Here is a 22,244-nt window from a genome sequence, read left to right as displayed (position 1 = left end):
CCGATAACCTATTGGTACTAGCCCGCTCCCGCGCCTGTCCGCAGCCGGCGCCACGCCCGTAGACTGCGGCCATGTTGCGCACCCGCCGCCTTCACCGGATCCTGCTCGTCGTGCTGGCGATCCTGGGCGGTGCCGCCCTGGTCATGGCGCTGGCTTACCACGGGGCCGGCGCGCGCGCGCAGCGGGCCGAGACGGCGCAGCTGGAACGCCAGCTCGACCTGCACGCGCAAGCGTTGCAGCAACGCATCGACCGCTACCGCACGCTGCCGCAGATGCTGGCCCAGGACCCCGATCTGCGCGACGCGCTGGTGTCGCCGGTGGACGACGCGCGCCGCAATGCGCTCAACCAGCGCCTGGAAGACGCCAACAGTGTCACCCGCTCATCGACGCTCACGCTGATCGACCGCCGCGGCATCGCGCTGGCGGCGAGCAACTGGCGCGAACCGACCAGCAATGTCGGCGAGGACTACAGCTTCCGTCCCTACGTGAAGCAGGCGCTGCGCGACGGCCAGGGCCAGTTCTACGGCATCGGTCTGACCACGGGCGAGCCCGGCTATTTCCTGTCGCAGGCGATCGTGGACGGCGACGGCGGAACCATCGGCCTGGTCGTCATCAAGATCGACCTGGATGCGCTGGAACAGGAGTGGCTGCAGACGCCCGACGTGGTGCTCGTCAGCGACGCGCACGGCGTGGTCTTCCTCGCCAGCCAGGACGACTGGCGCTACCGCACGCTTCGGCCCCTGAGCGAGGCCGACCGGCGCGAGCTGGCCGCGACGCGGCAATACGCGCGGCAGAGGCTCACGCCGCTTCGCTGGCAGGACCTGTCAGCGGCCGGGGACGGCGCGCGTCGCGTGCAGATGCGCGACCCGCCATGGACGGGCGCCGTGCTGTGGCAATCGAAGGCCCTGCCCGAGGAAGGCTGGCAGCTGCACCTGCTGCACGACGCCTCGGCCATCGCTGCGGCAGGACGCGCCGCCGCCGTTGCCGCCGGTGGCGGCTGGCTGGCGCTGGCGTTCCTGGCCCTGTTCGTGCAGCAGCGCCGCCGCACCGCGCTGCTGCAGCGCCGCAGCCGGCAGGAACTGGAGGTCGTGCTGCAGCAGCACGCGCAGGAACTGCGCACGGCGCAGGATGGCATCGTCGAAGCGGCACGTTCCGCCGATGCCGGCCTGAGCCGCAGCCTGGAGCACCTGCCGCAGGGCGTGGTCATCATCGACGCCGACCTGCGGCTGGTGGCCTGGAACTCGCGCTACATGGACCTGTTCCGCTTCCCGCCGGACCTGATCCACGTCGGCCGCCCGATCGAGGACGTGTTCCGCCACAACGCCCGCCGCGGCCTGTTGGGACCGGGGCCCATCGAAGAGGCGATCCAGCGCCGCCTGGACCACCTGCGCAGCGGCAAGCCGCACATGCGCGAGAGCGAGAAGGACGACGGCGTGGTGCTGGAGATCCGCGGCAATCCGTTGCCCGACGGCGGCTTCGTCACCAGCTACGCCGACATCACCAGCTACAAGAACGCCGCGCGTGAGTTGCGCTCGCTGGCGGATGCGCTGGAGCACCGCGTCGAAGAACGCACGCGCGCCCTCGCCGACGCCACTCGCGCCGCCGAGAACGCCAACCGCTACAAGACGCGCTTCGTCGCCTCGGCGGTGCACGACCTGCTGCAGCCGTTGAACGCCGCGCGCATGTTCGTCTCCGCCCTGCGCGGCCGCCTGCACGACGACGAGGCGCGGCGCATCGCCGACCATGTCGACAATGCGCTTGCCGCGCAGGACGCGATCCTCAACAGCCTGCTCGACATCGCGCGCCTGGAATCCGGTGCGCTGCCTACCCGCGTCCGCGACTTCGCGCTGGCGCCCCTGCTGGAGACGCTGCTGCGGGAATTCGGCATGGTCGCCGAAGGCCGCGGGCTGGCGCTGGACGGCGTCGCCACGCGCGCCGTGGTCCGCAGCGACGAAGCCCTGCTGCGCCGCATCCTGCAGAACTTCCTGTCGAACGCGATCCGCTACACGCCACGCGGCCGCGTGCTGCTTGGCGTGCGCCGCGCCGGCGAGCTGGTGCGCATCGAGGTGCACGACCAGGGCCCGGGCATTCCCGAGAGTCTCCAGGCCGAGATCTTCGAAGAGTTCCGCCGGCTCAACGACGGCGTCGCCAACGACCGTGGCGCCGGGCTCGGCCTGGCCATCGTCGAACGCATCGGCCGCCTGCTGGGGCACCGCATCGGCCTGCGCTCGCAGTTGGGGCGCGGCAGCGTGTTCTGGGTGGCGCTGCCACGCGGCGTCGACGATGCCGTGACCGTCGACCCACCCCCGGTCGCGGCCGACAGCGACGATGCCTCGCCACTGCGCGGTCGCCTGGTCTGGTGCATCGACGACGATCCCCGCGTCTGCGAAGCCACGCGCGCGCTGCTGGATCGCTGGGAATGCGACGTCGGCCTGGCGGCAGGGCCCGACGACGCGCTGGCCGCCGCGGCACCGCATGCCGTACCGGACCTGCTGCTGCTCGACGTGCGACTGGGCGACACGGACGGGCCGACGGTGTACGCGCGCCTGTGCGAACGCTGGCGCGCCGCGCCGCCGGTGATCCTGGTCACCGCCGAGCACGACGACGCCTGGCGCTCGCTGGCGCTGCAACGTGGCTGGGGCTTCCTCGCCAAGCCCGTGAAGCCGGCGGCGCTGCGCGCACTGATGACCCAGTTGCACGTGCGCCGCGCGCGCTGAACTCAGGCGATCGGCGGACCCTCCGGTTCCAGCGACTTCACCAGCACCGCCGCCTGTGTGCGGCTGTGGCATTCCAGCTTCTTCAGGATCGCGGTGACGTGCACTTTCACGGTGTTCTCGGCCAGGCCGAGTTCGTGCGCGATCTGCTTGTTGAGCAGACCGTCCGCCAGGCACAGCAGCACGCGGAACTGCTGCGGCGTCAGCTGCGCCAGGCGGGCCGCGAGTGCGGCGTCCTGCTCGGACCGCTCGACGGTGAGCGGCGGGAACCATGCCCCGCCATCGAGCACCGCCGCGACTGCCGAGCCGATCGTGTCGGCCGGCGACGACTTGGGAATGAAACCGGCCGCACCGAACTGCTGCGCACGACGGATCACCCGCGGGTGTTCGTTCGACGAGATGACGACCACCGGCACCTCCGGATGTTCGCCACGGACATGCAACAGGGCGGAGAACCCGTGCGCGCCGGGCATCGTCAGGTCCAGCAGCACCAGGTCCGCCTCGGGGTGCGCGTCCAGCGCCTGTCCCAGGCCCGTGGCACTCGCGGCTTCGACCACGGTGGCGCCGGGCAGCGCCTCGCGCAGTGCGTGGATCACCGCCGCGCGGAACAGCGGATGGTCGTCGGCGACCAGGATCGTCGTGCTCATGCCGCCAGTGTGCCACCGGCATCGCGGGCCGCGCGTACCACTTTCCGGCTAGGCGTCCGTCGACAGCTTGTCCAGGCGGATCCGGTTGGCGAACAGCGAAAACGCCAGCATGCCCGCCAGGCCGTTGGCACGGCTGACCCAGCTCGGCAGCCAGCGCGGCGGCGCCAGCACGCCGTCATCGAACATCGGCTCGAACAGCGTCACGTCCTCCAGCGTCATCTTGCCGGCGAACAGGCGGCGGCAGACCCGCAGCCGGTCCTGCTGCAGCGAGCGGCGGAAGAACGTGTGCAGGCCGATCAGGCCACGCAAGTAGACGGTGTCCTTGGTGAAGGCCGCGCCGCCGGAGGTCGGCACGCCCCGGAACACGCGCTGTGCGGACGAAAAGCTTTCCGCGGGGTTCTGCCCCGCATCGGTGAAGTAGCGGAATACCTCGACGAAGTCCGCGCCCGCCAGTGCCATCGCGACCGCCTCGATGCGCAGGCTGATCCGCTTCATGCGTTCGATGTCGATGCTGCCGGTGATCTGCTCGGCGAAGGTCGCCAGTCCTTCCTGCGTGGCGGTGACGCGCGGCGATGCCAGGGCCAGGCTGGGCAACACGGCCTGCTCGCGGCCGTTCAGGGCGGTGAGCGAATGCACCAGCGCTTCGTGCTGCAGCAGCTGGCGGCGGTCGTAGTCGCTGAAGGCGGCTCCGTGGCGCAGGCGGATGCGGGTGGCGCCCGCGGCAGCCTTCGCGATCAGGTTGCGGTCCAGCTCCACGGTGATGACGCGGCCGTCGAAGAAATCGTCCAGGTCGGCCTGCAGCTGCAACTGCAGGGCCGTGGCCGAGACCGGGATCTGCTCCTCCGGTGACAGCAGCTCGTGGTCGAGCTCGTTGGCGATGGCGATGAAATGGCCCGCCGCATCGCGCGTGGTCGGTCCGTCGCCGGGCAGGCAGGCTTCCGGCGTGCCGAACAGTGCGATCGAGTGCGTGGTCACCGCCGGCGTGCCCAAGGCTTCCAGCAACTGCGCGGCGATGTCCCAGCTGTGCACGGAGTCGCGCAGGTAGCGACCGAGCGGATGCGCTGCGTCGGCGGCCACCGCGATCGCGGCCAGTTCGCGGCGCGCATCGCCGAAGTCGAGACGGGGATAGTCGATCACCGGCCGCCGTGGCTGCCCCCGCGCGACGCTGTCGAGGAACGGCGCCTGCACGTCCGCGGGCCAGCTGGCCAGGCTGAGCAGCTTGATGCCCCGCACGGCCCTGACCAGGCGTGCGTCCAGCGCGGCGTGATGGGCGATATCGGCGTGCATGCATCCCTCCCTGGCTCACACTTTAGCCCAGCGCACACCGCGGCCGGCACAAGCGCCCGTGGCTGGACTATGCTCGACCTTCTTCCATCGGTTGCGGGGGCAGCATGCTGGAACTCGATGCAGTACAGACGCTGGCCTTCGCTGGCCTGGCGCTCTTCCTCGGCTACGCACTCTGCCGCGTCGTCCCGCTGTTCTCGAAGTACAACCTGCCTGCGCCGGTGATCGGCGGCCTGGCGGTAGCGCTGGTGGTACTGGCCGCCCGCAGCCACGAGGTCACCCTGTTCACGCTGGACACCAGCCTGCAGGCGCCGCTGATGATCGCGTTCTTCACCACCATTGGCGTCAATGCCAGCGTGGCGCTGCTGAAACTCAGCGGCCGCCAGGTGGTGATCTTCCTGTTGCTGGCCAGTGGCTTCGCCATCGTGCAGAACCTGCTGGGCATGGCGGTGGCGATGGGCTTCGGCCTGCATCCGCTGTTCGGCGTGCTGGCGGGTTCCACCACGTTGACCGGCGGACCGGCGACCGGTCTGGCGTTCGCCCCGCTGTTCGAACAGGCCGGTGTCACCGGCGCCGAATCGATCGCGGTCGCCTCGGCGATGGCGGGAATCGTCTGCGGCGGCTTGCTGGGCGGACCGGTGGCCACGGTACTGATCCGGCGCCACAAACTCTACGGCGGCGTGCGCCTGGGCAAACCCGACGAATCCGCGGCCGAACCCACCGGTGCGCGCGATACGCCGGACTTCGCCACGCGCGAATCCGCGGCGCTGAAGAGCATCGTGGTGATCCTGGTGGCCATGTGGGCCGGTGCCGGCGTCAGCGCCGCCCTGTCCGCCGCCGGGCTCACGCTGCCCGCCTACGTCGGCGCGATGATGGTCGGTGCGTTGATCCGCTACATCGACGATCGAACCGGCTGGATCGGATTGCCGGTGGCGACGACCGACCTGATCGGCAACGTCTGCCTGGCGCTGTTCCTTGCGGTGGCGCTGATGAACCTCAAGCTGTGGGAGCTGGCCGGCCTGGCGGCGCCGCTGCTGGTGAACCTCGGCCTGCAGGTGGCACTGGTCGCGCTGTTCTGCGGCGTGGTGTTCCGGGTGATGGGCCGCGACTACGACGCGGCCGTGATGGGCGGCGGCTTCATCGGTTTCATGCTCGGCACCACGGCCAATGCGATGGCGGTGATGCGCACGCTGGTCGAACGCTACGGCATGGCGCCGCGCGCGTTCCTGGTGGCGCCGCTGGTGGGTGCGTTCTTCATCGACTTCACCAATGCGCTGATCATCACCGGGTTCATAAACCTCTGGAGTTGATCGATTCCTGAAGCTGATCGATCTAAAGGTGATCGACCGTCGAGATCCATCCGCCGTCATCCCGGCGCAGGCCGGGATCCAGTGACTCTGGTGTTTGGATGACGGTAGATTCGCAGCAAGGCGCTGGGTCCCGGCTTGACCAGCCATTCGGCTGTTGAATGCCGCCGGGATGACGACAAGGGCGCGTCACCACATCGAACGTTCCGCTCGCGTCACGCGAAAACCTAACGCTTGCCGTACTTGTCGCTGAGCCGCTTGTTCAGCGCCTTGTTCTGCACCTTGGCGTTGGCCTTGTCGGCCAGCCGCGAAGCGAGCTTGTCGGCCGCGGCGGCGACTTCGTCGCGCAGCTTGAGGTAGTTGAGGAAGCGGCCCTCGTCCAGCTCTTCGCGCTCGATCGCCGCGCGCACCGCGCAGCCCGGCTCGCGGTCGTGCGAACAGTCGCGGAACCTGCACTGCGCGGCCAGCGCCTCGATGTCGGCGAAGCCGCCGTCGGCCAGGTCTTCCTCGCCGGTGGGCTTGAGCTCGCGCATGCCGGGCGTGTCGATCAGGCAGGCGCCTGCCGGCAGCGGAATCAGCGCGCGGTAAGTGGTGGTGTGGCGGCCACGCGAATCGCTTTCGCGCACTTCGCCGGTCTTCATGCGCTCGTCGCCGATCAGGGTATTGGTGATCGTGGACTTGCCCGCGCCGGACGAGCCGACCAGCACCACCGTGTGGCCCGGCGCCAGCCACGGCGCCAGCTGCCCCACGCTGTCCGGATCCTTGGCGTTGACGGTGAACACCGGCACGCCCTGCGCGGTGAGATCGGCCAGCACCTCGACCGCGTCATCGGCGTACTCGGTGCGGTCGGCCTTGGTCAGTACGACGACAGGCTGCGCACCGCCGCCGCCGACCAGCAGCAGGTAGCGCTCGATGCGGCGTGGATTGAAGTCGGCATCCAGGCCGCAGACGATGAACACCGTATCGATGTTCGCCGCGATCACCTGCTGGTGGTAGTGTTCGCCGGCCGCGCCGCGCTTGATGCCGGTATGCCGCGGCAGCAGCGCGACGATGCGCGGCCGCTTCGACGTGGCGTCTTCCAGCAACACCCAGTCGCCAACAGCGGGGCGCTGGTGGGCGGGAAACCGCGGGCGCTGCCACTCCGGCAGCGACTCGGCCTTCACGCCGTCGCCAGGCGCCATGGCGACCACGTAGCCGGAGCGGTGCTGCTCGATGACCCGCGCCGGGGTGGCCTGCGGATGCGCCTGCATCGCCTCGTGCCATGCGGCGTCCTCCGGTTCCCCTGCATACGGCCAGCCAATGGACCGCAGAAGGGTGACGTCGGACACAGGCGGGACGGGGGTTTCGGGCATGGCGCGCATTCTAGACGCGGGGTGGCGCCTGCGGGGTCCGTCGGGCTAAATATCCGTTAAGCTGGCTCTCCTTCCACGTCCAGCCCCGCTGCGGTCGCCGCCATGTCCACCCCGCCCGTCAAACCGCTCGCCACGCGCGAACGCCTGTCCGAAGTCCGCTACGAAATCCGGGGCGAACTGGCACGGCGAGCCCGCGAGCTCGAGGCCCAGGGGCAGAAGCTGATCAAGCTCAACATCGGCAACCCGGGCGCCTTCGGTTTTCGTGCGCCCGAGCACCTGCAGCGCGCGATCGCCGACGACATGGGTCGCACCGACCCCTACACGCACCAGCAGGGCCTGCCCTCGGCGCGCGAGGCGATCGCCGCGGCCTACGCCAAGCGCGGCACGCCGGACGCGCACCCGGACCGCGTGTTCGTCGGCAACGGCGTGTCGGAACTGATCGACCTGTCGCTGCGCGCGCTGCTGAATCCCGGCGACGAAGTGCTGGTGCCTTCGCCCGACTATCCGCTGTGGTCGGCCGCCACCATCCTCAACGATGGACGCCCGGTGTATTACCGCTGCGATCCGGAGAACGACTTCCAGCCCGATCCGAACGAGATCGAACAACTGATCAGCTCGCGCACCCGCGCCATCGTGCTGATCAATCCGAACAATCCCACCGGCGCCACCTACTCGCGCGAACTGCTGGAGCGCATCGTGGCGATCGCCGCGAAACACCGCCTGCTGCTGATGGTCGACGAGATCTACGACCAGGTGCTGTACGACGGCGCGACCTTCATGCCGGTCGCACCGATGGCGGGCGACGTGCCGTGCATCACCTTCAGCGGCCTGAGCAAGGTGCACCGCGCCTGCGGCTGGCGCGTGGGCTGGGGCGTGGTCTCCGGCCACCGCGACGTGGTGCGCGACTTCCTGCATGCGATGGACCTGCTCAGCGCGCTGCGCCTGTGCGCGAACGTGCCCGGCCAGTACGCCATCGACGCTGCGGTCAACGGTCCCGACACCATCAGTGCGCTATGCGCGCCCGGCGGCCGCCTGTACGAAACCCGTCGCGCGGTCATCGATGCCTGCGACGCCAGCCCGCACCTGGAGCTGGTGAACCCGGCCGGTGCGCTGTACGCGTTCCCGGCGGTGGTCGGCGATGCCGCCAAGGGTTTCGACGACCATGCGTTCGCGCTGGAACTGATGGAAACCGAAGGCGTACTGGTCGTGCCGGGCTCCAGCTTCAACGTGCCCTACCGCCACCACTTCCGCGTCACCCTGCTGCCGGAAGCGGCCACGATGCGCGAAGTCTTCGCCCGCATCGACCGCGCCCTGTCGCGCCGCGCCGAGGCCGCCACCAAAGTGGTGCCGATCAAGGGCAAGTCGCGGCCGGCGGCGGCGTAAGCCCCAGTGCCGTTGTGAGGCTGTTGTGGGAGCGACGTGAGTCGCGAACGAATCTACTCGTCGTCCATCGCGACTCACATCGCTCCCACAGGCAGGTTCCATGACGACCATCGCCACTCCCCACACCACCGCCCTCACCACCGAGCTGCGTTACCTCGCGCTCGGCGATTCCTACACGATCGGCGAAGCCGTGGATGAGGCAGGCCGCTGGCCGATGCAGCTGGCGCGCCTGCTGCGGCAGGAAGGCGTGCTGGTCGGCGACCCGCGCATCATCGCCACCACGGGCTGGACCACCGACGAGCTCGATGCCGCGATCACCGCCGCCGAGCCGCTCGGCGAACACGACTTGGTCAGCCTGCTGATCGGAGTGAACAACCAGTACCGGGGCCGCGGCATGGAGGAATACCGCACCCAATTCGCCGCCCTACTGTGGCGCGCGATCGGCTTCGCCCGCAATCGTCCGGAACGGGTGCTGGTACTGTCCATCCCCGACTGGGGCGTCACCCCGTTCGCCACGCAATCCGGCCGCGATGTCGCGCAGATCGCGCGCGAACTGGATGCCTACAACCTCGCCGCGCGCGAGGTCTGCGCGCAGCGCGGCGTCGCCTTCGTCGACATCACACCCATCAGCCGTGCACGCGGCGCGGAGCCGGCGATGCTCGCCGATGACGGCCTGCATCCCTCCGCCGCGATGTATACCGAATGGACGCGGCTCGCGTTTCCGATCGCACATCATTCGCTCGTGTAGCGTGCGCCATGCGCACGACGCGTGGTGATTGCTCCACGCGTAGCTCTGAAAGATCCCTGCTTCGTGCGCGCGGCGCACGCTACATTCGCGTCGCGTTTGAGCCCCCTCTCCCACCGGGAGAGGGGTTGGGGTGAGGGTTGGCGGAGTGGTGATGGGTCGGCGGCACGCAGACCCTCATCCGGCGCTGCGCGCCACCTTCTCCCGGAGGGAGAAGGGTCTAGGGACCGCAGGCTGCGCGATCGCCCACGCAGCGTGCGCCATGCGCACGGCGCGGGGATCCATCGCTAACGCATAGACTTCCACCGTGCCATGACCGCCGCGCGTGAACCCGTCATCGCGGGTCGTGCGTAGCGCGCACGCTACGCGGCCGCGATGTCCGTCATGGGTACCGGATTCGGTTCCGGCAACACGGTGCGATAGCCCTGCGCATCCAACCATGCCAGCAGCTGCGCCAGGATGGCCACGTTGTGGCCGTGCGCCGCGCCTTCGTGCAGCAGCACGATGGCGCCCGGATGGATGTCGCGGGTGATCCGCGCCAGCACCTGGTCGGGTCGGCAGTTCACACCATCGAAGCCGCGTGCACTCCATGCCACACGCGCCAGGCCATGCCGCTTCAGCGGCAGGCCGACGAAGGGGTTGGTCATGCCCACCACGCTGCGGTACCAGCGCGGCGTGTGGCCGGTGATCGCGGTCAGGATGGACTGGTTGCGGCCGATCTCGTCTTCCAGCGCGCCCGGCCCCAGCCGCCAGAAGCGCGTATCCGGATGCGTGGCACTGTGGTTGCCGATGCCGTGCCCGCGATCGCGGATGGCCTGGACCACTGCAGGGTGCGCCGCGGCGCGCTCGCCGACGAGGAAGAAGGTCGCCTGCGCGCGGTGACGGTCCAGCAGGTCGAGCATGGCAGGGGTGTCGGCGGAGGGACCGTCGTCTATGGTCAGCCAGACCACGCGCTCGGCGGTGGGCAGGCGTGACAGCGCGGGACAGAAGAGCGTGGCACGCGGGTACAGCGTGGACCACACCACCGACAGATGGGTGGCCATCATCGCAGGCAGGCCGATCGTCCAGCCGTCGCGCCACCACAGCCAGGCCACGCCCACTTGCGACAGCGCCAGCAGGCCCAATATCAGTCCGGGACGGCGCGGCGGACGATGCAGTGTTCCTGTCGTGCTCATGCCCCATGATGCCACGGGGCGTAAAATCCCCGCTTCCACGTCCTCCTGCCTTCCGGTATCCGACATGTCCCTCGACCCCGCCCTGCGCTCGCGCATCGAATCCCTCCTGCAGTCCAACCGCGTGGTCCTCTTCATGAAGGGCCAGCCGACCATGCCGCAGTGCGGCTTCTCGGCCAAGGCGGTGGGCGCGCTGTCGGCGCTGGGCGTGGACTACGCCCACGTCAACGTGCTGGCCGACCAGGAGATCCGCGAAGGCATCAAGGCCTACGGCGACTGGCCGACCATCCCGCAGCTCTACATCGACGGCGAACTGGTCGGCGGCAGCGACATCATCGAGCAGATGACCAACTCCGGCGAACTGGCCTCGCTGCTCGGCCTGCAGGCCCCGGACCGTACGCCGCCGGCGATCACCATCACCCCGGCCGCCGCCGAGATGCTGCAGAACGCCGTGGCCGACGCCGGCCCGGGCGCCGCGCTGGCGCTGTCGATCAACGCGCAGTTCCAGCCGAATTTCCAGCTGGCCCAATTCGACGCCAATGCCATCGCCAGCGAATCCAACGGCGTGCGCGTGCAGTTCGACCTTGCCAGCGCGCGCCGCGCCGACGGCATCACCATCGACTGGGTGGACGACATCCGCGGCAAGGGCCTGGCCATCGACAACCCGAACGCGCCGAAGCCGGTGCAGGCGCTGTCGCCGATGGATGCCGATGCGAAGGTCCGCGCCAGCGAAGTACTGCTGGTCGACGTGCGTCCGGCCGATGAACGCGCCATCGCCTCGGTGAAGCTGCCGTCCAAGACCTTCGACGACAACGGCCGTGCCGAGCTGGAAGCGCTGCCGAAGGACACGGCCCTCGCCTTCCTGTGCCGCAGCGGCGGCCGCAGCCAGCAGGCGGCGGAAGAGTTCCGCGCGCTCGGCTTCTCGAACGTCTACAACATCACCGGCGGCATCAACGCCTGGGCCGACGATGTGGACGGCACGATCAGCAAGTACTGATCCGCGCTCGCGGCAATCATGAAAAGGCGGGCCTCGGCCCGCCTTTTCTGTTTCGAAAGCCGTGGGAGCGACGTCAGTCGCGACCGAATACCTGTGCTTTCCCATCGCGACTGACGTCGCTCCCACAGATGCATGTCCAGCCCGCTAACCGTGGAAGCCGCCACTGGCCAGGTAGTCGCGCTCTTCCTGCGTGGAGGAGCGCCCCATCGCCTCATTGCGATGCGGGAAGCGCCCGAAACGTGCGATGAGGTCGTAATGCAGCTGGGCGTACTTCATGTACTCCTCATTGCCGACCGCATGGAACAGATCCAGCGAACGTTGCTGGTCCTCCAGCGCCTCGGAATGCTCGTAGGGCATGTAGAAGAAGATCTTCAGCGCCGGATCGACCTGCGCATCAAAACCGGCCTCGATGGCGCGATCGGCGTAGTGCCGCGCCAAACCATCGGTCGCGTAGGAGTGCGCGCTCTCGCGGAAGCGGTTGCGCGGAAACTGGTCCAGCAACAGGATCAACGCCAGCGCGCCCTCGGCATCACCCATCCAGCCTTCCAACTCGCGTCGCGCCGCGCGGAAGTGCAATCCGCGAAAGCGCTGGTCGAACTCGGCATCGAAGGCGTCGTCGTTGGCGAACCACTTTTCGCGGCCGGCGTTCTTCCAGAAGGTGATGATGTCGTTGGATTCGTTCATGGCCCTTTCCAGCTTTGGTCGCGTCGCTGACCGATGCTACACCACGACGTACGTACCATCGGAAAATTCAGCGCTGAAAGCCTCTGGCCCGACATAGTGCTCGGGAAGCAACGAAACAGAGAACACATCACCACTCCCGAAACGGATATCCAGTCTCACGTCGTCGGAGCATTCGATGGATTCTACGGACAACCCAATCAGGCTGGTGAGCGCTCGAGAGGCCGCATGGTCCGAGTAGACCGCGATCGTGCAGTCGGTGAAATTCAGGCTCAAGATGTCGGCGCTTCGATGAACTGCAAGAAACCTCATACCGACCAGTCGATCAAGAGGCCTACCCATCCGATTACCCTCGACGCCGATAGGTCCAGGCGGTCTCGGGAGCAATGACGCCGTTGGATTTGTTCATGCGCTGCCTCGTGTTCGTATCAAGTGTCGAACCTCATCCGGAAATGACATGCCCGATGCGCCACAGCACACCGGTCGGATCGATCAGGGTGAAGTCCCTGAGGCCCCATGGCCGGTCATCCGGTGAGCTCAGACGGACGGAGAACCGTTCGACGACACCTGACGCCTCGATATTCCGGTGCCAGTCGTCCGCGTTCTCGACCAGCAGGTGCATGACGAAATTCTCCGCGTGCTCGCGCAGGTAGAACTGCGATAGCAGGAAGGCGGTCTTGCCATGGCGGACGAAGGCCAGGTCGTCCGACTCCATGGTCACCTCGAAACCCAGCGCCTGGTAGAAGGCGATGGACTCGGCCAGATTCCGTGCGGGAACGAAGGCCTTCATCTCGATCGTTTCAAGGTTCATGCGATCTGTCCTGTGAAAAGAACAAAGGAGAGGTCCGCGACGTCCTATGACTTTCTCTGATCATCCCCACCCACTCCGAACGATTCCAAGAGAGATTCCCAAGCCAAACTCCCGGCTATCGCCATTCTCTGTAAGGAATTCCGCTGCTAATACACCCACTTCTAACCAGGCGGTACTTACTTAGGAATGCGGATATGGCGTGCATCGATAAGTTGTTGTGCTCAGTTGGACCAATCCACACCCTATCAAATAGTGGACCATCGCTTGGCAGACCGATCTTGATGAATGGAATCATGATTGACGCACCAACTCTGTAGTCGACCCTTTCTTCAACATACGACGCAATATATGGAGAAACGATTCTCCACTCGCCCTCAGAAGAGAACCTTTGATCCTTGAACAGCACAAACAGTGCTAGATAGTTCGACTTCATTGACTCAAACAGAGGGTGGTACTTTTGAGAAGGATGAGCTTTTGGGATGTCATCCTCACAAGTGCTACGCCAAGTCTGCAGCGTCTTTTCTACGATCAGCTTCGCCAATCTCGTTTTTTCTTTCTCACTGTAGATGCACTTCACAACTTTGCATCCATTGCTTCTCGCAAGACTCAAAATCTGATCGCTAGAGAATGAAAGACAAACACCCTTCGTATATGGCGTGTAGGCACGCCATTGACTGAGGTCATTCTCCTTAGAAGATAAAGAAAGAACATAAATGCCCTGAGGTCGCTGAAGAGTCTTCAACCATTCCTGAAGATGATCAAGAACAACGGCAGCCCCTTCATCCGCACTTTGAGCCATCTGGCAAGCGACATGCGAAGTGAAACGAACAGCCTCCATGATCTCTGAAGAGTCATTCAAGTAGTACGCACTGCTAGCCCAAATAGATCGCGAAGTAGCTATCCCATGAAGACCTGCGATACCGGTGTAGTGGTGAAGATCGCAATCAAGCGCGGGACCAAGCAGATCTTCAATCTCTCTCATCGAACTAACTCACTCATCAAACCGCAGATGCCGAACCGACTTCCCATTCCGCCGGATCAGCTTCAGCGCCTCGATCCCCACGGTGATGTGGTTCTCCACGAACGACGAGCTGACCTTGGCGTCGCTTGCCTCGGTCTTCACGCCTTCCGGGATCATCGGCTGGTCGCTGACGAGCAGCAATGCGCCCACGGGAATGCGGTTGGCGAAGCCGGCGGCGAAGACGGTGGCGGTCTCCATGTCGATGGCCATGCAGCGCATCGCGCGCAGGCGCTCCTTGAACGCCGTGTCGTGTTCCCACACACGGCGGTTGGTGGTGTAGACGGTGCCGGTCCAGTAGTCGTGGCCCAGGTCGCGGATCATCGTCGACACTGCGCGCTGCAGGGCGAACGCGGGTAGCGCCGGCACTTCCGGCAGCAGGTAGTCGTTGCTGGTGCCTTCGCCGCGGATGGCCGCGATGGGCAGCACCAGGTCGCCCAGCTGGTTCTTGCGCTTCAGGCCGCCGCACTTGCCGAGGAACAGCACCGCCTTGGGCATGATGGCCGACAACAGGTCCATCATCGTCGCGGCGTTGGGGCTGCCCATGCCGAAGTTGATCATGGTGATGCCGTCGGCGGTGGCGCTGGCCATCGGACGGTCCAGGCCGACGATGGGCGCACCGGTCAACTGCGAGAACACGTTGAGGTAGCCGCCGAAATTGGTCAGCAGCACATGCTCGCCGAACTGGTCCAGCGGCACGCCGGTGTAGCGCGGCAACCAGTTGTCGACGATCTCGCTCTTGTCCTTCATGGAAACCTCTTTTTCTTGTTGTTGTGGCGCGATTCTGGCACGACTCCGACACACGCACTTGGCAAGGCGCGGCGCGGCCGGTTAGGTTTCGGGTCTCATCCGGGGGATACACGATGCGAATGACCTTGTTGGCCGGGCTGGTCCTGGCTGCGCTGGGCGCCGGCGCGCACGCCGCCACGCCCGCGTCCCGCTTCACGCAGGACCCTTACCCCAGCACCTACCGTGCCCTCGCGTCCGGGCCGGTGCTGTTGGCCAACGCCACCGTGCTGACCGGCACCGGCGAGCGCCTGGACGGCGCCGACGTGCTGCTGGCCGACGGCAAGGTGGCGGCGGTGGGCCGCGGCCTCTCCGTGCCCGAAGGCGCCACGCGCGTTGACGCGACCGGCAAGTGGGTGACCCCGGGACTGATCGATGTGCACTCGCACCTGGGCGTGTACCCCAGTCCGGGGGTGAAGGCGCACAGCGACGGCAACGAGGCGACCGCGCCGGTGACCGCGAACGTGTGGGCCGAGCATTCGATCTGGGCACAGGACCCGGGGTTCCACACCGCCCTGGCCGGCGGCATCACCTCGCTGCAGATCCTGCCCGGCTCGGCCAACCTGGTCGGGGGCCGCGGGGTGACGCTGAAGAACGTGCCGTCCACCAGCTACCAGGGCATGAAATTCCCGGGTGCCCCGTGGGGCCTGAAGATGGCCTGCGGCGAGAACCCCAAGCGCGTCTACGGCGGCAAGGCCGGCCCGTCCACGCGCATGGGCAACGTGGCCGGCTATCGCGCCGCGTTCATCGATGCCAGCGAGTACCTGAAGAAGAATGCGCCCAAGCCGCAGCAGCCCAAGAAGAAACGCTGGTGGGAGCGCGCCAGCGGCGGCGACGGCACCGACAGCGGTGGCGACGCCGGCGGCAAGCGCGACCTGAAGCTGGACACGCTGGCCGGCGCGATCAACGGCGAGATCCTGGTGCACATCCACTGCTACCGCGCCGATGAGATGACCACGATGCTCGACTTGGCGAAGGAATTCGGCTTCAAGGTCGCCGCCTTCCATCATGGCGTGGAGGCGTACAAGATCGCCGACCGGCTGGCGCAGGAGAACGTCTGCGGCGCGCTGTGGGCCGACTGGTGGGGCTTCAAGATGGAGGCCTTCGACGGCATCCAGGAGAACATCGCACTCGTCGATCGCCCGGCGAACGGTTGCGCGATCGTGCATTCGGATTCGGACGAAGGCATCCAGCGCCTCAACCAGGAGGCGGCGAAGGTGATGGCGAACGCGCGCCGTGCCGGCATGGGCGATATCGCGCCAGAGCGTGCGATCCGCTGGGTCACCAGCAACGCGGCGAAGTCGCTGGGCATCGCCGAGCGCACCGGCACGCTGGAGACCGGCAAGATGGCCGACGTGGTGGTGTGGAACCAGAATCCCTTCAGCGTGTACGCGAAAGCCGAGCAGGTCTACATCGACGGCGCCCGCATCTACGACCGCAACGACCGCAGCCGGCAACCGGTGTCCGACTTCATGCTGGGCCAGGAGGTGCTGCCATGAAGCGCATCCACGATCTCTCCTCCCGTCATCCCGGCGCAGGCTGGGACCCAGCGACGTTCGATGGGCTCCGCGACACTTGCAGAAAGAGACACTGGGTCCCGGCCTTCGCCGGGATGACGGTGAAATCGCTTGTCGTCGCGATAGCGCTGGCGTCCACGTCCGTCGCAGCTCTCGCCCAGGATGTCCTCATCCGCAACGCCACCGTGCATACCGCCGGTGCGCAGGGCACGCTGAAGAACGCGGACGTGCTGGTCCGCAACGGCGTGGTACAGGCAGTCGGCAGCGGGCTGGCGACGCCGGCCGCCGCGACGGTGGTGGAGGCGAATGGCCGGCCGCTGACGCCGGCGTTGTTCGGCGGCATCACCGAGATCGGTGTGGAGGAAGTGTCGGGAGAATCGGCGACTGCGGATTCGGCGGTGACGCTGGAAGACCAGCCGATGCGTCCCGAGTTCGACGTCACGCTGGCGTACAACTCGGCATCGGTGGTGATTCCGGTGGCGCGCGTGGAAGGCATCGGCTTCACCCTGCTGGGCGCATCGACCGGTGGCTCGTTCATCGCAGGCCAGGGCGGCGTGATGCGGCTGGATGGCAGCGCGGACCCGGTCGGCCCGCGAGCATTGTTCATCCGGCTGGGCGGAGGCGGCGCCGCCGACCTGAGCGGCAAGTCGCGCGCGGCGCAGTGGATGCTGCTCGACCAGATGGTGGCCGAGGCGCGCGGCCGCGTGCCGGTGGATTCGCCGCACGCGCTGCTCACGCCCGCCGGCCGCGCGACGCTGGCGCGTTACCTCGCCGGCAACGGCCGCATCGTGGTGCAGGTGAACCGCGCGGCGGATATCCGCCAGCTGTTGCGTTGGGCGCAGCGCGAGAACGTGCGCCTGGCCATCGCGGGCGGTGCCGAAGCGTGGAAGCTGGCGCAGCCGCTGGCGCAGGCGAAGGTGCCGGTATTCGTGGATGCACTGGCCGACCTGCCGGCGGACTTCGACCAGATCGGTGCATCGCTGGAGAATGCAGCGCGACTGTGGGCAGCGGGCGTCGAGGTGGGGTTCTCCCAGGTGGGCGAATCCCATAACGCGCGCAAGAACCGCCAGCTCGCCGGCAACGCGGTGGCCAATGGCCTGCCGTGGGAAGAGGGCCTGGCGGGCCTGACGCGCGTACCGGCGGAAAGCTTCGGGGTGGGCGACCGCCTGGGCAGCATCGCACCCGGCAGGCTGGCGGACCTGGTGCTGTGGAGCGGCGATCCGCTGGATGTGTCGAGCACGGCGACCCAGGTATGGCTGGGCGGACGCGCGATGCCGATGCGGTCGCGCCAGACCGACCTGCGCGACCGTTACCTGCAGCAACCGGGTCCGCTGCCGCGCGCCTACGCGAAGTAGCGCGCCGCGGGCGAGATCACTCCACGCGGGCGCCTTCGGGTGCCCGCGTGCCGTGTGCGGGCAGGCCCACGGCGCGTTCGTCCATCACCTGGTCGCCGCCGGCCCGCTTCGCGACATACATGGCGTGATCGGCACGGGCGATAAGCGATGCCACGGTATCGCCATCGCGGGCCTGCGCGACGCCCAGGCTCGCCGTCAGCGCGACGTCGACGCCTTCCACCGTGGCGCAGTCGTGGCGGATGCGCGTCGCGACCTGTTCGCCGATGCGCGTCGCGGCCTGCAGGCCTGCGCCCGACAGCACCAGCACGAACTCCTCGCCGCCGAGTCGACCGAGCTGGTCGCCGTACTGGAACTGTTCGCTGACCGCACGCGCCACGGCACGCAGGCACGCGTCGCCCAGCGCATGGCCGTGGCGGTCGTTGACCTGCTTGAAATGGTCCAGGTCGATGAAGAGCAGCGATACGGGGATCTGTTCGCGCTGCCGCGCGATCAGCGCCCAGTCGAGACGGTGCTCGATGGCGCCCCGGTTGAGCACGCCGGTCAGGCCGTCGCGCTCGGCGTGCGCCTTGGCGCTGTCGCGCTCACGGCGGACGGTCAGCATGCGGTGCGCCAGGCCCAGGCCCAGCGCCACCGCGGTGAATGCCAGCCACCAGGGAATGCCGTATTCCAGCCACGGCCCCGCGCGCTCGCCGGCGCTGAAGCGCAGGGCCCGCACCATGGTGAACGCGAGCAACGGCAACCAAGACAGCAGCACGATGCTCGCATGGCGCTCGCCCCGCCACCATGCCACCAGCAGCGTGGCGAGCGTGACCAGGTTGGTCAGCAGGAACAGGGCATTGGCCACGTTCGGGAACCAGCGGTCGTCGGCCGGCCACGGCGAGGCGAGCAGCACCAACGTCAGCGTGCAGCCGTACACGCCGACCAGCCGCATCAGCCAGGCCAGCCGCGGTGCCGCGCGCCGCAGGTTGGCGTAGTCCTGCCACAGGTACACCATCAGGATGGTAGCGAGCGTACCGATGGTCCAGATGCCCTGCGCACCGAAATGGCGCAGCAGCGACAGGCCCGGCCAGGCATAGGCTTCGCCATACGAACACAACACGTACAGCAATTGCAGCAGCATGGCGCCGGCATAGAGCAGGTAGACGCGCTCGCGCAGCACCAGCCAGAACAGCAGCACCGCCAGCGCGACGCCCAGGGTCATGCCGACCGCCGGCAGCAGCAGGCGCACGTGCCAGAGATCGGCGGCGGCGTAGTCGGAGCGGGCCTCGACCGCCACCTGCATCGGATAACGCGCGCCTTCCACCGTCACCTCGACCGGGCCTTCACGCGCCAGCGGGAACACCAGCGCGCGCCGGCTGTACTCCGGATCGAGCCCGGGCTGGAAGAGGTCCTGCGTGCGGGGCGTCGCGTCGCCCGGTGCGCGCACCGTCACGCGCGCGTTGTAGGGGTGGTAGATCACCAGCAGCGGCTCGGCGATGCCGTCGCGCGGATACACGCGCCAGTGTCCGTTGCCGATCACGCGCACGGACGCATCGCCGCTGTCGAAGCGACGTTCCGAAAACAATCCGGCGCGCTGTCCGGCCTGCTGCTCCAGCGTGGATGGCTGGAGGCGATCGATGCGCGCGATGTTCTCCCCGTGCGCGCCCACCGGCAGCAGGGCGAGCAGCAGCAGTAACCACCCCTGCTGAGTCATGTTGCCCCTTCCCTACGTGCCGAGTGTCGGGCGGGGCCTGACCCGGGACAAGCCCATCTCGCGTGTTTATGTGACTTTGCTCACACTCTTTGTGCGTCGAGGGCCTCGCCATGAACCTGACGCGGCACCCGTTTTCCCGCGCCCCTCACCTCACAAAAAAGGGTGACGCACCGCACACTTCATGCGTTTATCCGGCGACTTGCCCGCCGTTCTCCGCTAGTTTTCCGGAGATAAGTACAAATGCGACGATGCCGGGAGGGGCTAATGCGCATTGGGATAGTCGTCGATTCAGCGTGCGACCTGCCGCTGGAGTATCTGGAACAACACAACATCGTGATCCTGCCGATCACGGTGCGCATCGGCGAAGCCGTGCTCGCCGACCATCGCGACGAGCAGGCCACGCTGAGCTTCCTGCACGCGCACGTGGCCGAGCGCGGCCACGAAGCGGAGACCACGCCGTTCACCGTCAACCAGATCCGCGACCTGTTCCTGGGCCGGCTGGTGATCGACTACGACCACGTCTTCTGCATGACGATCACCAAGACACGGTCGCCGATCCACGAGAACGCGATGCAGGCCAGTTTCGCCATCCTCAACGACTACAAGCCGGTGCGGCAGGCCGCGGGCCACAATTCGCCGTTCGCGCTGCGCGTGATCGACACCCAGAACCTGTTCGCCGCCCAGGGCATCACCGCCGTCGAAGCCGTGCGCATGCGCGACGCCGGCGCCAGCGTGCAGCAGATCCGCGTGCGCCTGGAGGAACTGGCCAACCACACGCACGGTTACATGATCCCGCGCGACCTGTACTACCTGCGCAACCGCGCGCGCACCAAGGGCGACCGCAGCGTGGGCCTGCTCAGCGCGGCGCTGGGCAGCGCGCTGGACATCAAGCCGGTGCTGTACGGCCATGCCGGCAACACCGAGCCGGTCGCCAAGATCAAGGGCTTCGAGAATGCGGTCGAACAGATGTTCAAGTTCACCGGCAACCGCGTCATGGCCGGCCTGATGACGCCCACCGTATGCCTGAGCTACGGCGGCGAGCTGTCCGAACTGCGCGCGCTGCCGGGCTACCAGCGCCTGCGCGACATCTGCGAGAACAACAAGGTCGAGGTGTTCGAAAGCGTCATGAGCCTCACCGGCATGGTCAACGTGGGCAAGGGCGCCGTCGTCGCCGCCTTCGCCGCGCCGCCGGCGCCGTTCAAGGTCGCGTAACGGCCGGCTAACGCGCCGTGGATAACGCTATGCCCCAGGTTTCTACCGGGGGTGCCATGGCCGTTCGTTACTACATCAGCCTGCCCGATCCCGGCCGCGCACGCGGCGGCGATCCGGCTTTCAGTTTCGATGCGCACGGTGCGGACGAATTCGCCGCGCAACTGCAGCACGCGCTGCGTACCAGCAGCCTGTTCGAGCGCTGGCGCGCGCGCCAGGAAGAACCCGATGAAGTCGATCCCGGCCTGGGCGTGGTCGACGACGGCGCGACCGTCCGTGGCCAGCAGGACGACCTGAGCATCCTGCTGGTCGCCACGTCGTCCATTCCCGGACAGGTGCTGAAGCACCGCCTGCGCCTGCTGGCGGGAAGCGCCTGGGAGTTGCGCGACGTATCCGCGGCCTGATGGCCGAACGCCTCCCGATACTGCTCGCCTGGAGTGGCGGCAAGGATGCAGCCTGGACCCTGCACGTCCTGCGCCAGCGCGATGACGTGGACGTCGTCGGGCTGCTGACCACGCTGACGGACCATGACCAGCGCGTCTCCATGCAAGGGATCCGTCGCACCGTCCTGCACGCACAGGCGCGGGCGAGCGGCCTGCCGCTGATCGAAGCGATGATTCCCGCACGGTGCACGAACGAAGACTACGCACGCGCGATGGCCGCTGCGCTGGCGGACGCTGCGCAACGCTGGCCCGGCCTGCGCACGATGGCGTTCGGCGACCTGTTCCTGGACGACGTCCGCGCGTACCGCGTGCAGAGCCTGGGCAAGATCGGCTGGGACGTGCTGACGCCGCTGTTCGGGGCGGATACCGGCGCGCTGGCGAGGCAGATGATCGACGGCGGTATGCGCGCCGACCTGTGCTGCGTGGACACGCAGCAACTGGATGCACGCTTCGCCGGCCATGCCTTCGACCGTGCATTGCTTGACGCGCTGCCGACCGGCACCGATCCCTGCGGGGAGAACGGCGAATTCCACACCTGCGTCTCGGCCGGTCCGATGTTCGACGCGCCGCTCCTCCTGGCCCAGGGCGATACCGAACTGCGCGACGGGCGCTTCGCCTTCACCGACTACCACCTGTAGCGTGCGCCACGCGCATGCCGGTCGATGATGCCCAGGCATTCTCGCGCACGGCGCACGCTACGGTCCGTCACGGCGTGGGCACGTCTTCACCATCACGGTGACCGAGGGACCATGGGACGGTGAGCCTGGTTCCGCCCCGCGGCTTACACGCATCGCATCCGCGCCGATGCGATGTCCTGTCCCACCGGCTACGCGCTTTCACTCCGGGCGGTCGATGGCCAGCGAGCCAGCGGCACCAGCACCTGCGGTTCCCGCGGACCCTGCAGCAACTCGGGCAAGCGGGCCTCGTAGTCGCGACGGTAGGGCCTGTCCTGGCGCGCGAGGAACGTGGCCACGTCGGGCTCGGCCCAGCGCTCGTACAGGGTGAACAGTGTCGGGTCGTTCGCATCGCGATGCAGATCGCACGACAGGAAGGGGTGAGTTCAACCCGTCAATGCAACATGATCAACAGTTGCACTGATAGGAGCGAACGATATGGCAAGGATGGGACGG

The 22,244-nt window shown here is 67.4% G+C and carries 21 protein-coding genes; 10 read left to right on the top strand and 11 right to left on the bottom strand.

The window, feature by feature from the left end; all coding sequences use genetic code 11:
* Positions 1–71 precede the first annotated feature (71 nt).
* Positions 72–2,717, top strand: coding sequence for a PAS-domain containing protein (locus tag Q0907_RS09585; protein ID WP_296280972.1), 2,646 nt, complete (start codon positions 72–74; stop codon positions 2,715–2,717).
* A 2-nt stretch (positions 2,718–2,719) separates the two neighbouring features.
* Here Q0907_RS09585 and Q0907_RS09580 read toward each other — a convergent pair whose 3' ends face one another.
* Positions 2,720–3,361, bottom strand: a complete 642-nt coding sequence (locus Q0907_RS09580) for a response regulator transcription factor (RefSeq protein ID WP_299343936.1) — start codon at positions 3,359–3,361, stop codon at positions 2,720–2,722.
* Positions 3,362–3,409: 48 nt separating this feature from the next.
* Positions 3,410–4,648, bottom strand: coding sequence for a flavohemoglobin expression-modulating QEGLA motif protein (locus Q0907_RS09575; protein ID WP_299343933.1), 1,239 nt, complete (start codon positions 4,646–4,648; stop codon positions 3,410–3,412).
* Between the two features lie 104 nt (positions 4,649–4,752).
* Here Q0907_RS09575 and gltS point away from each other — a divergent pair, with 104 nt between their 5' ends.
* Positions 4,753–5,955 carry a sodium/glutamate symporter gene (gltS, locus tag Q0907_RS09570; protein WP_299343930.1) on the top strand — a complete coding sequence of 401 codons (1,203 nt, stop codon included), beginning with the start codon at positions 4,753–4,755 and terminating at the stop codon, positions 5,953–5,955.
* A 224-nt stretch (positions 5,956–6,179) separates the two neighbouring features.
* On the opposite strand, the gene rsgA is transcribed toward gltS, so the two are convergent.
* A complete protein-coding gene (rsgA, locus tag Q0907_RS09565; RefSeq protein ID WP_299343928.1) occupies positions 6,180–7,313 on the bottom strand; it encodes a ribosome small subunit-dependent GTPase A in 1,134 nt (377 codons plus the stop codon).
* A gap of 93 nt (positions 7,314–7,406) precedes the next feature.
* Between rsgA and Q0907_RS09560 the strand changes: the two genes are divergently transcribed.
* Both Q0907_RS09560 and Q0907_RS09555 read left to right on the top strand, forming a co-directional pair.
* Entirely contained in the window at positions 7,407–8,687 is a 1,281-nt protein-coding gene (locus tag Q0907_RS09560) for a pyridoxal phosphate-dependent aminotransferase (RefSeq protein ID WP_299343926.1), read from the top strand.
* Between the two features lie 100 nt (positions 8,688–8,787).
* Positions 8,788–9,435, top strand: coding sequence for an SGNH/GDSL hydrolase family protein (locus Q0907_RS09555; RefSeq protein WP_299343923.1), 648 nt, complete (start codon positions 8,788–8,790; stop codon positions 9,433–9,435).
* Positions 9,436–9,794: 359 nt separating this feature from the next.
* Here Q0907_RS09555 and Q0907_RS09550 read toward each other — a convergent pair whose 3' ends face one another.
* Positions 9,795–10,607, bottom strand: a complete 813-nt coding sequence (locus Q0907_RS09550; RefSeq protein WP_299343920.1) for a polysaccharide deacetylase family protein — start codon at positions 10,605–10,607, stop codon at positions 9,795–9,797.
* Positions 10,608–10,671: 64 nt separating this feature from the next.
* Here Q0907_RS09550 and grxD point away from each other — a divergent pair, with 64 nt between their 5' ends.
* Entirely contained in the window at positions 10,672–11,601 is a 930-nt protein-coding gene (grxD, locus tag Q0907_RS09545) for a Grx4 family monothiol glutaredoxin (RefSeq protein WP_299343918.1), read from the top strand.
* Between the two features lie 144 nt (positions 11,602–11,745).
* On the opposite strand, the gene Q0907_RS09540 is transcribed toward grxD, so the two are convergent.
* From Q0907_RS09540 to Q0907_RS09520, 5 genes are all read right to left on the bottom strand, one after another.
* Entirely contained in the window at positions 11,746–12,285 is a 540-nt protein-coding gene (locus Q0907_RS09540) for a DUF924 family protein (RefSeq protein WP_299343915.1), read from the bottom strand.
* A gap of 36 nt (positions 12,286–12,321) precedes the next feature.
* Positions 12,322–12,558, bottom strand: a complete 237-nt coding sequence (locus tag Q0907_RS09535) for a hypothetical protein (RefSeq protein WP_299343912.1) — start codon at positions 12,556–12,558, stop codon at positions 12,322–12,324.
* 166 nt (positions 12,559–12,724) lie between these two features.
* Positions 12,725–13,093, bottom strand: a complete 369-nt coding sequence (locus tag Q0907_RS09530; protein WP_299343910.1) for a VOC family protein — start codon at positions 13,091–13,093, stop codon at positions 12,725–12,727.
* A 115-nt stretch (positions 13,094–13,208) separates the two neighbouring features.
* Positions 13,209–14,075 carry a DUF2971 domain-containing protein gene (locus Q0907_RS09525; RefSeq protein ID WP_299343908.1) on the bottom strand — a complete coding sequence of 289 codons (867 nt, stop codon included), beginning with the start codon at positions 14,073–14,075 and terminating at the stop codon, positions 13,209–13,211.
* Positions 14,076–14,084: 9 nt separating this feature from the next.
* Positions 14,085–14,861: an AMP nucleosidase gene (locus tag Q0907_RS09520; RefSeq protein WP_296281404.1), complete on the bottom strand. Its 777-nt coding sequence runs from the start codon at positions 14,859–14,861 to the stop codon at positions 14,085–14,087.
* A 113-nt stretch (positions 14,862–14,974) separates the two neighbouring features.
* Here Q0907_RS09520 and Q0907_RS09515 point away from each other — a divergent pair, with 113 nt between their 5' ends.
* Both Q0907_RS09515 and Q0907_RS09510 read left to right on the top strand, forming a co-directional pair.
* Positions 14,975–16,396, top strand: coding sequence for an amidohydrolase (locus Q0907_RS09515; RefSeq protein ID WP_299343905.1), 1,422 nt, complete (start codon positions 14,975–14,977; stop codon positions 16,394–16,396).
* Between the two features lie 113 nt (positions 16,397–16,509).
* Positions 16,510–17,769: an amidohydrolase family protein gene (locus Q0907_RS09510; protein WP_299343902.1), complete on the top strand. Its 1,260-nt coding sequence runs from the start codon at positions 16,510–16,512 to the stop codon at positions 17,767–17,769.
* A 16-nt stretch (positions 17,770–17,785) separates the two neighbouring features.
* Here Q0907_RS09510 and Q0907_RS09505 read toward each other — a convergent pair whose 3' ends face one another.
* On the bottom strand, positions 17,786–19,462 hold the full coding sequence (locus Q0907_RS09505; protein WP_299343900.1) for a diguanylate cyclase: 1,677 nt from the start codon (positions 19,460–19,462) through the stop codon (positions 17,786–17,788).
* A 264-nt stretch (positions 19,463–19,726) separates the two neighbouring features.
* Here Q0907_RS09505 and Q0907_RS09500 point away from each other — a divergent pair, with 264 nt between their 5' ends.
* Genes Q0907_RS09500 through Q0907_RS09490 form a run of 3 tightly spaced genes read left to right on the top strand, consistent with a single transcriptional unit; the run spans position 19,727 to position 21,752 of the window.
* On the top strand, positions 19,727–20,674 hold the full coding sequence (locus Q0907_RS09500; RefSeq protein WP_296281400.1) for a DegV family protein: 948 nt from the start codon (positions 19,727–19,729) through the stop codon (positions 20,672–20,674).
* 56 nt (positions 20,675–20,730) lie between these two features.
* Positions 20,731–21,075 (top strand): hypothetical protein, encoded by a 345-nt coding sequence (locus tag Q0907_RS09495; protein ID WP_296281399.1) that lies wholly within the window; start codon positions 20,731–20,733, stop codon positions 21,073–21,075.
* Positions 21,075–21,752 (top strand): ATP-binding protein, encoded by a 678-nt coding sequence (locus tag Q0907_RS09490; protein WP_299343896.1) that lies wholly within the window; start codon positions 21,075–21,077, stop codon positions 21,750–21,752. Before Q0907_RS09495 ends, Q0907_RS09490 begins: the two co-directional genes overlap by 1 nt.
* A gap of 188 nt (positions 21,753–21,940) precedes the next feature.
* Here the strand turns inward: Q0907_RS09490 and Q0907_RS09485 are convergent, their stop codons facing one another.
* Positions 21,941–22,087: a hypothetical protein gene (locus Q0907_RS09485; protein WP_299343893.1), complete on the bottom strand. Its 147-nt coding sequence runs from the start codon at positions 22,085–22,087 to the stop codon at positions 21,941–21,943.
* Positions 22,088–22,244 lie beyond the last annotated feature (157 nt).

It is taken from the genome of uncultured Pseudoxanthomonas sp., from assembly GCF_947498795.1.
Lineage (GTDB): Bacteria > Pseudomonadota > Gammaproteobacteria > Xanthomonadales > Xanthomonadaceae > Pseudoxanthomonas_A.
This window is presented reverse-complemented; position numbering and strand designations above follow the sequence as displayed.

Coding starts and splice junctions, on each gene's coding strand:
- Q0907_RS09585 (WP_296280972.1), top strand. CDS start 72: ATGTTGCGCACCCGCCGCCTTCACCGGATCCTGCTCGTCGTGCTGGCG.
- Q0907_RS09580 (WP_299343936.1), bottom strand. CDS start 3,361: ATGAGCACGACGATCCTGGTCGCCGACGACCATCCGCTGTTCCGCGCG.
- Q0907_RS09575 (WP_299343933.1), bottom strand. CDS start 4,648: ATGCACGCCGATATCGCCCATCACGCCGCGCTGGACGCACGCCTGGTC.
- gltS (WP_299343930.1), top strand. CDS start 4,753: ATGCTGGAACTCGATGCAGTACAGACGCTGGCCTTCGCTGGCCTGGCG.
- rsgA (WP_299343928.1), bottom strand. CDS start 7,313: ATGCGCGCCATGCCCGAAACCCCCGTCCCGCCTGTGTCCGACGTCACC.
- Q0907_RS09560 (WP_299343926.1), top strand. CDS start 7,407: ATGTCCACCCCGCCCGTCAAACCGCTCGCCACGCGCGAACGCCTGTCC.
- Q0907_RS09555 (WP_299343923.1), top strand. CDS start 8,788: ATGACGACCATCGCCACTCCCCACACCACCGCCCTCACCACCGAGCTG.
- Q0907_RS09550 (WP_299343920.1), bottom strand. CDS start 10,607: ATGAGCACGACAGGAACACTGCATCGTCCGCCGCGCCGTCCCGGACTG.
- grxD (WP_299343918.1), top strand. CDS start 10,672: ATGTCCCTCGACCCCGCCCTGCGCTCGCGCATCGAATCCCTCCTGCAG.
- Q0907_RS09540 (WP_299343915.1), bottom strand. CDS start 12,285: ATGAACGAATCCAACGACATCATCACCTTCTGGAAGAACGCCGGCCGC.
- Q0907_RS09530 (WP_299343910.1), bottom strand. CDS start 13,093: ATGAACCTTGAAACGATCGAGATGAAGGCCTTCGTTCCCGCACGGAAT.
- Q0907_RS09525 (WP_299343908.1), bottom strand. CDS start 14,075: ATGAGAGAGATTGAAGATCTGCTTGGTCCCGCGCTTGATTGCGATCTT.
- Q0907_RS09520 (WP_296281404.1), bottom strand. CDS start 14,861: ATGAAGGACAAGAGCGAGATCGTCGACAACTGGTTGCCGCGCTACACC.
- Q0907_RS09515 (WP_299343905.1), top strand. CDS start 14,975: ATGCGAATGACCTTGTTGGCCGGGCTGGTCCTGGCTGCGCTGGGCGCC.
- Q0907_RS09510 (WP_299343902.1), top strand. CDS start 16,510: ATGACGGTGAAATCGCTTGTCGTCGCGATAGCGCTGGCGTCCACGTCC.
- Q0907_RS09505 (WP_299343900.1), bottom strand. CDS start 19,462: ATGACTCAGCAGGGGTGGTTACTGCTGCTGCTCGCCCTGCTGCCGGTG.
- Q0907_RS09500 (WP_296281400.1), top strand. CDS start 19,727: ATGCGCATTGGGATAGTCGTCGATTCAGCGTGCGACCTGCCGCTGGAG.
- Q0907_RS09495 (WP_296281399.1), top strand. CDS start 20,731: ATGGCCGTTCGTTACTACATCAGCCTGCCCGATCCCGGCCGCGCACGC.
- Q0907_RS09490 (WP_299343896.1), top strand. CDS start 21,075: ATGGCCGAACGCCTCCCGATACTGCTCGCCTGGAGTGGCGGCAAGGAT.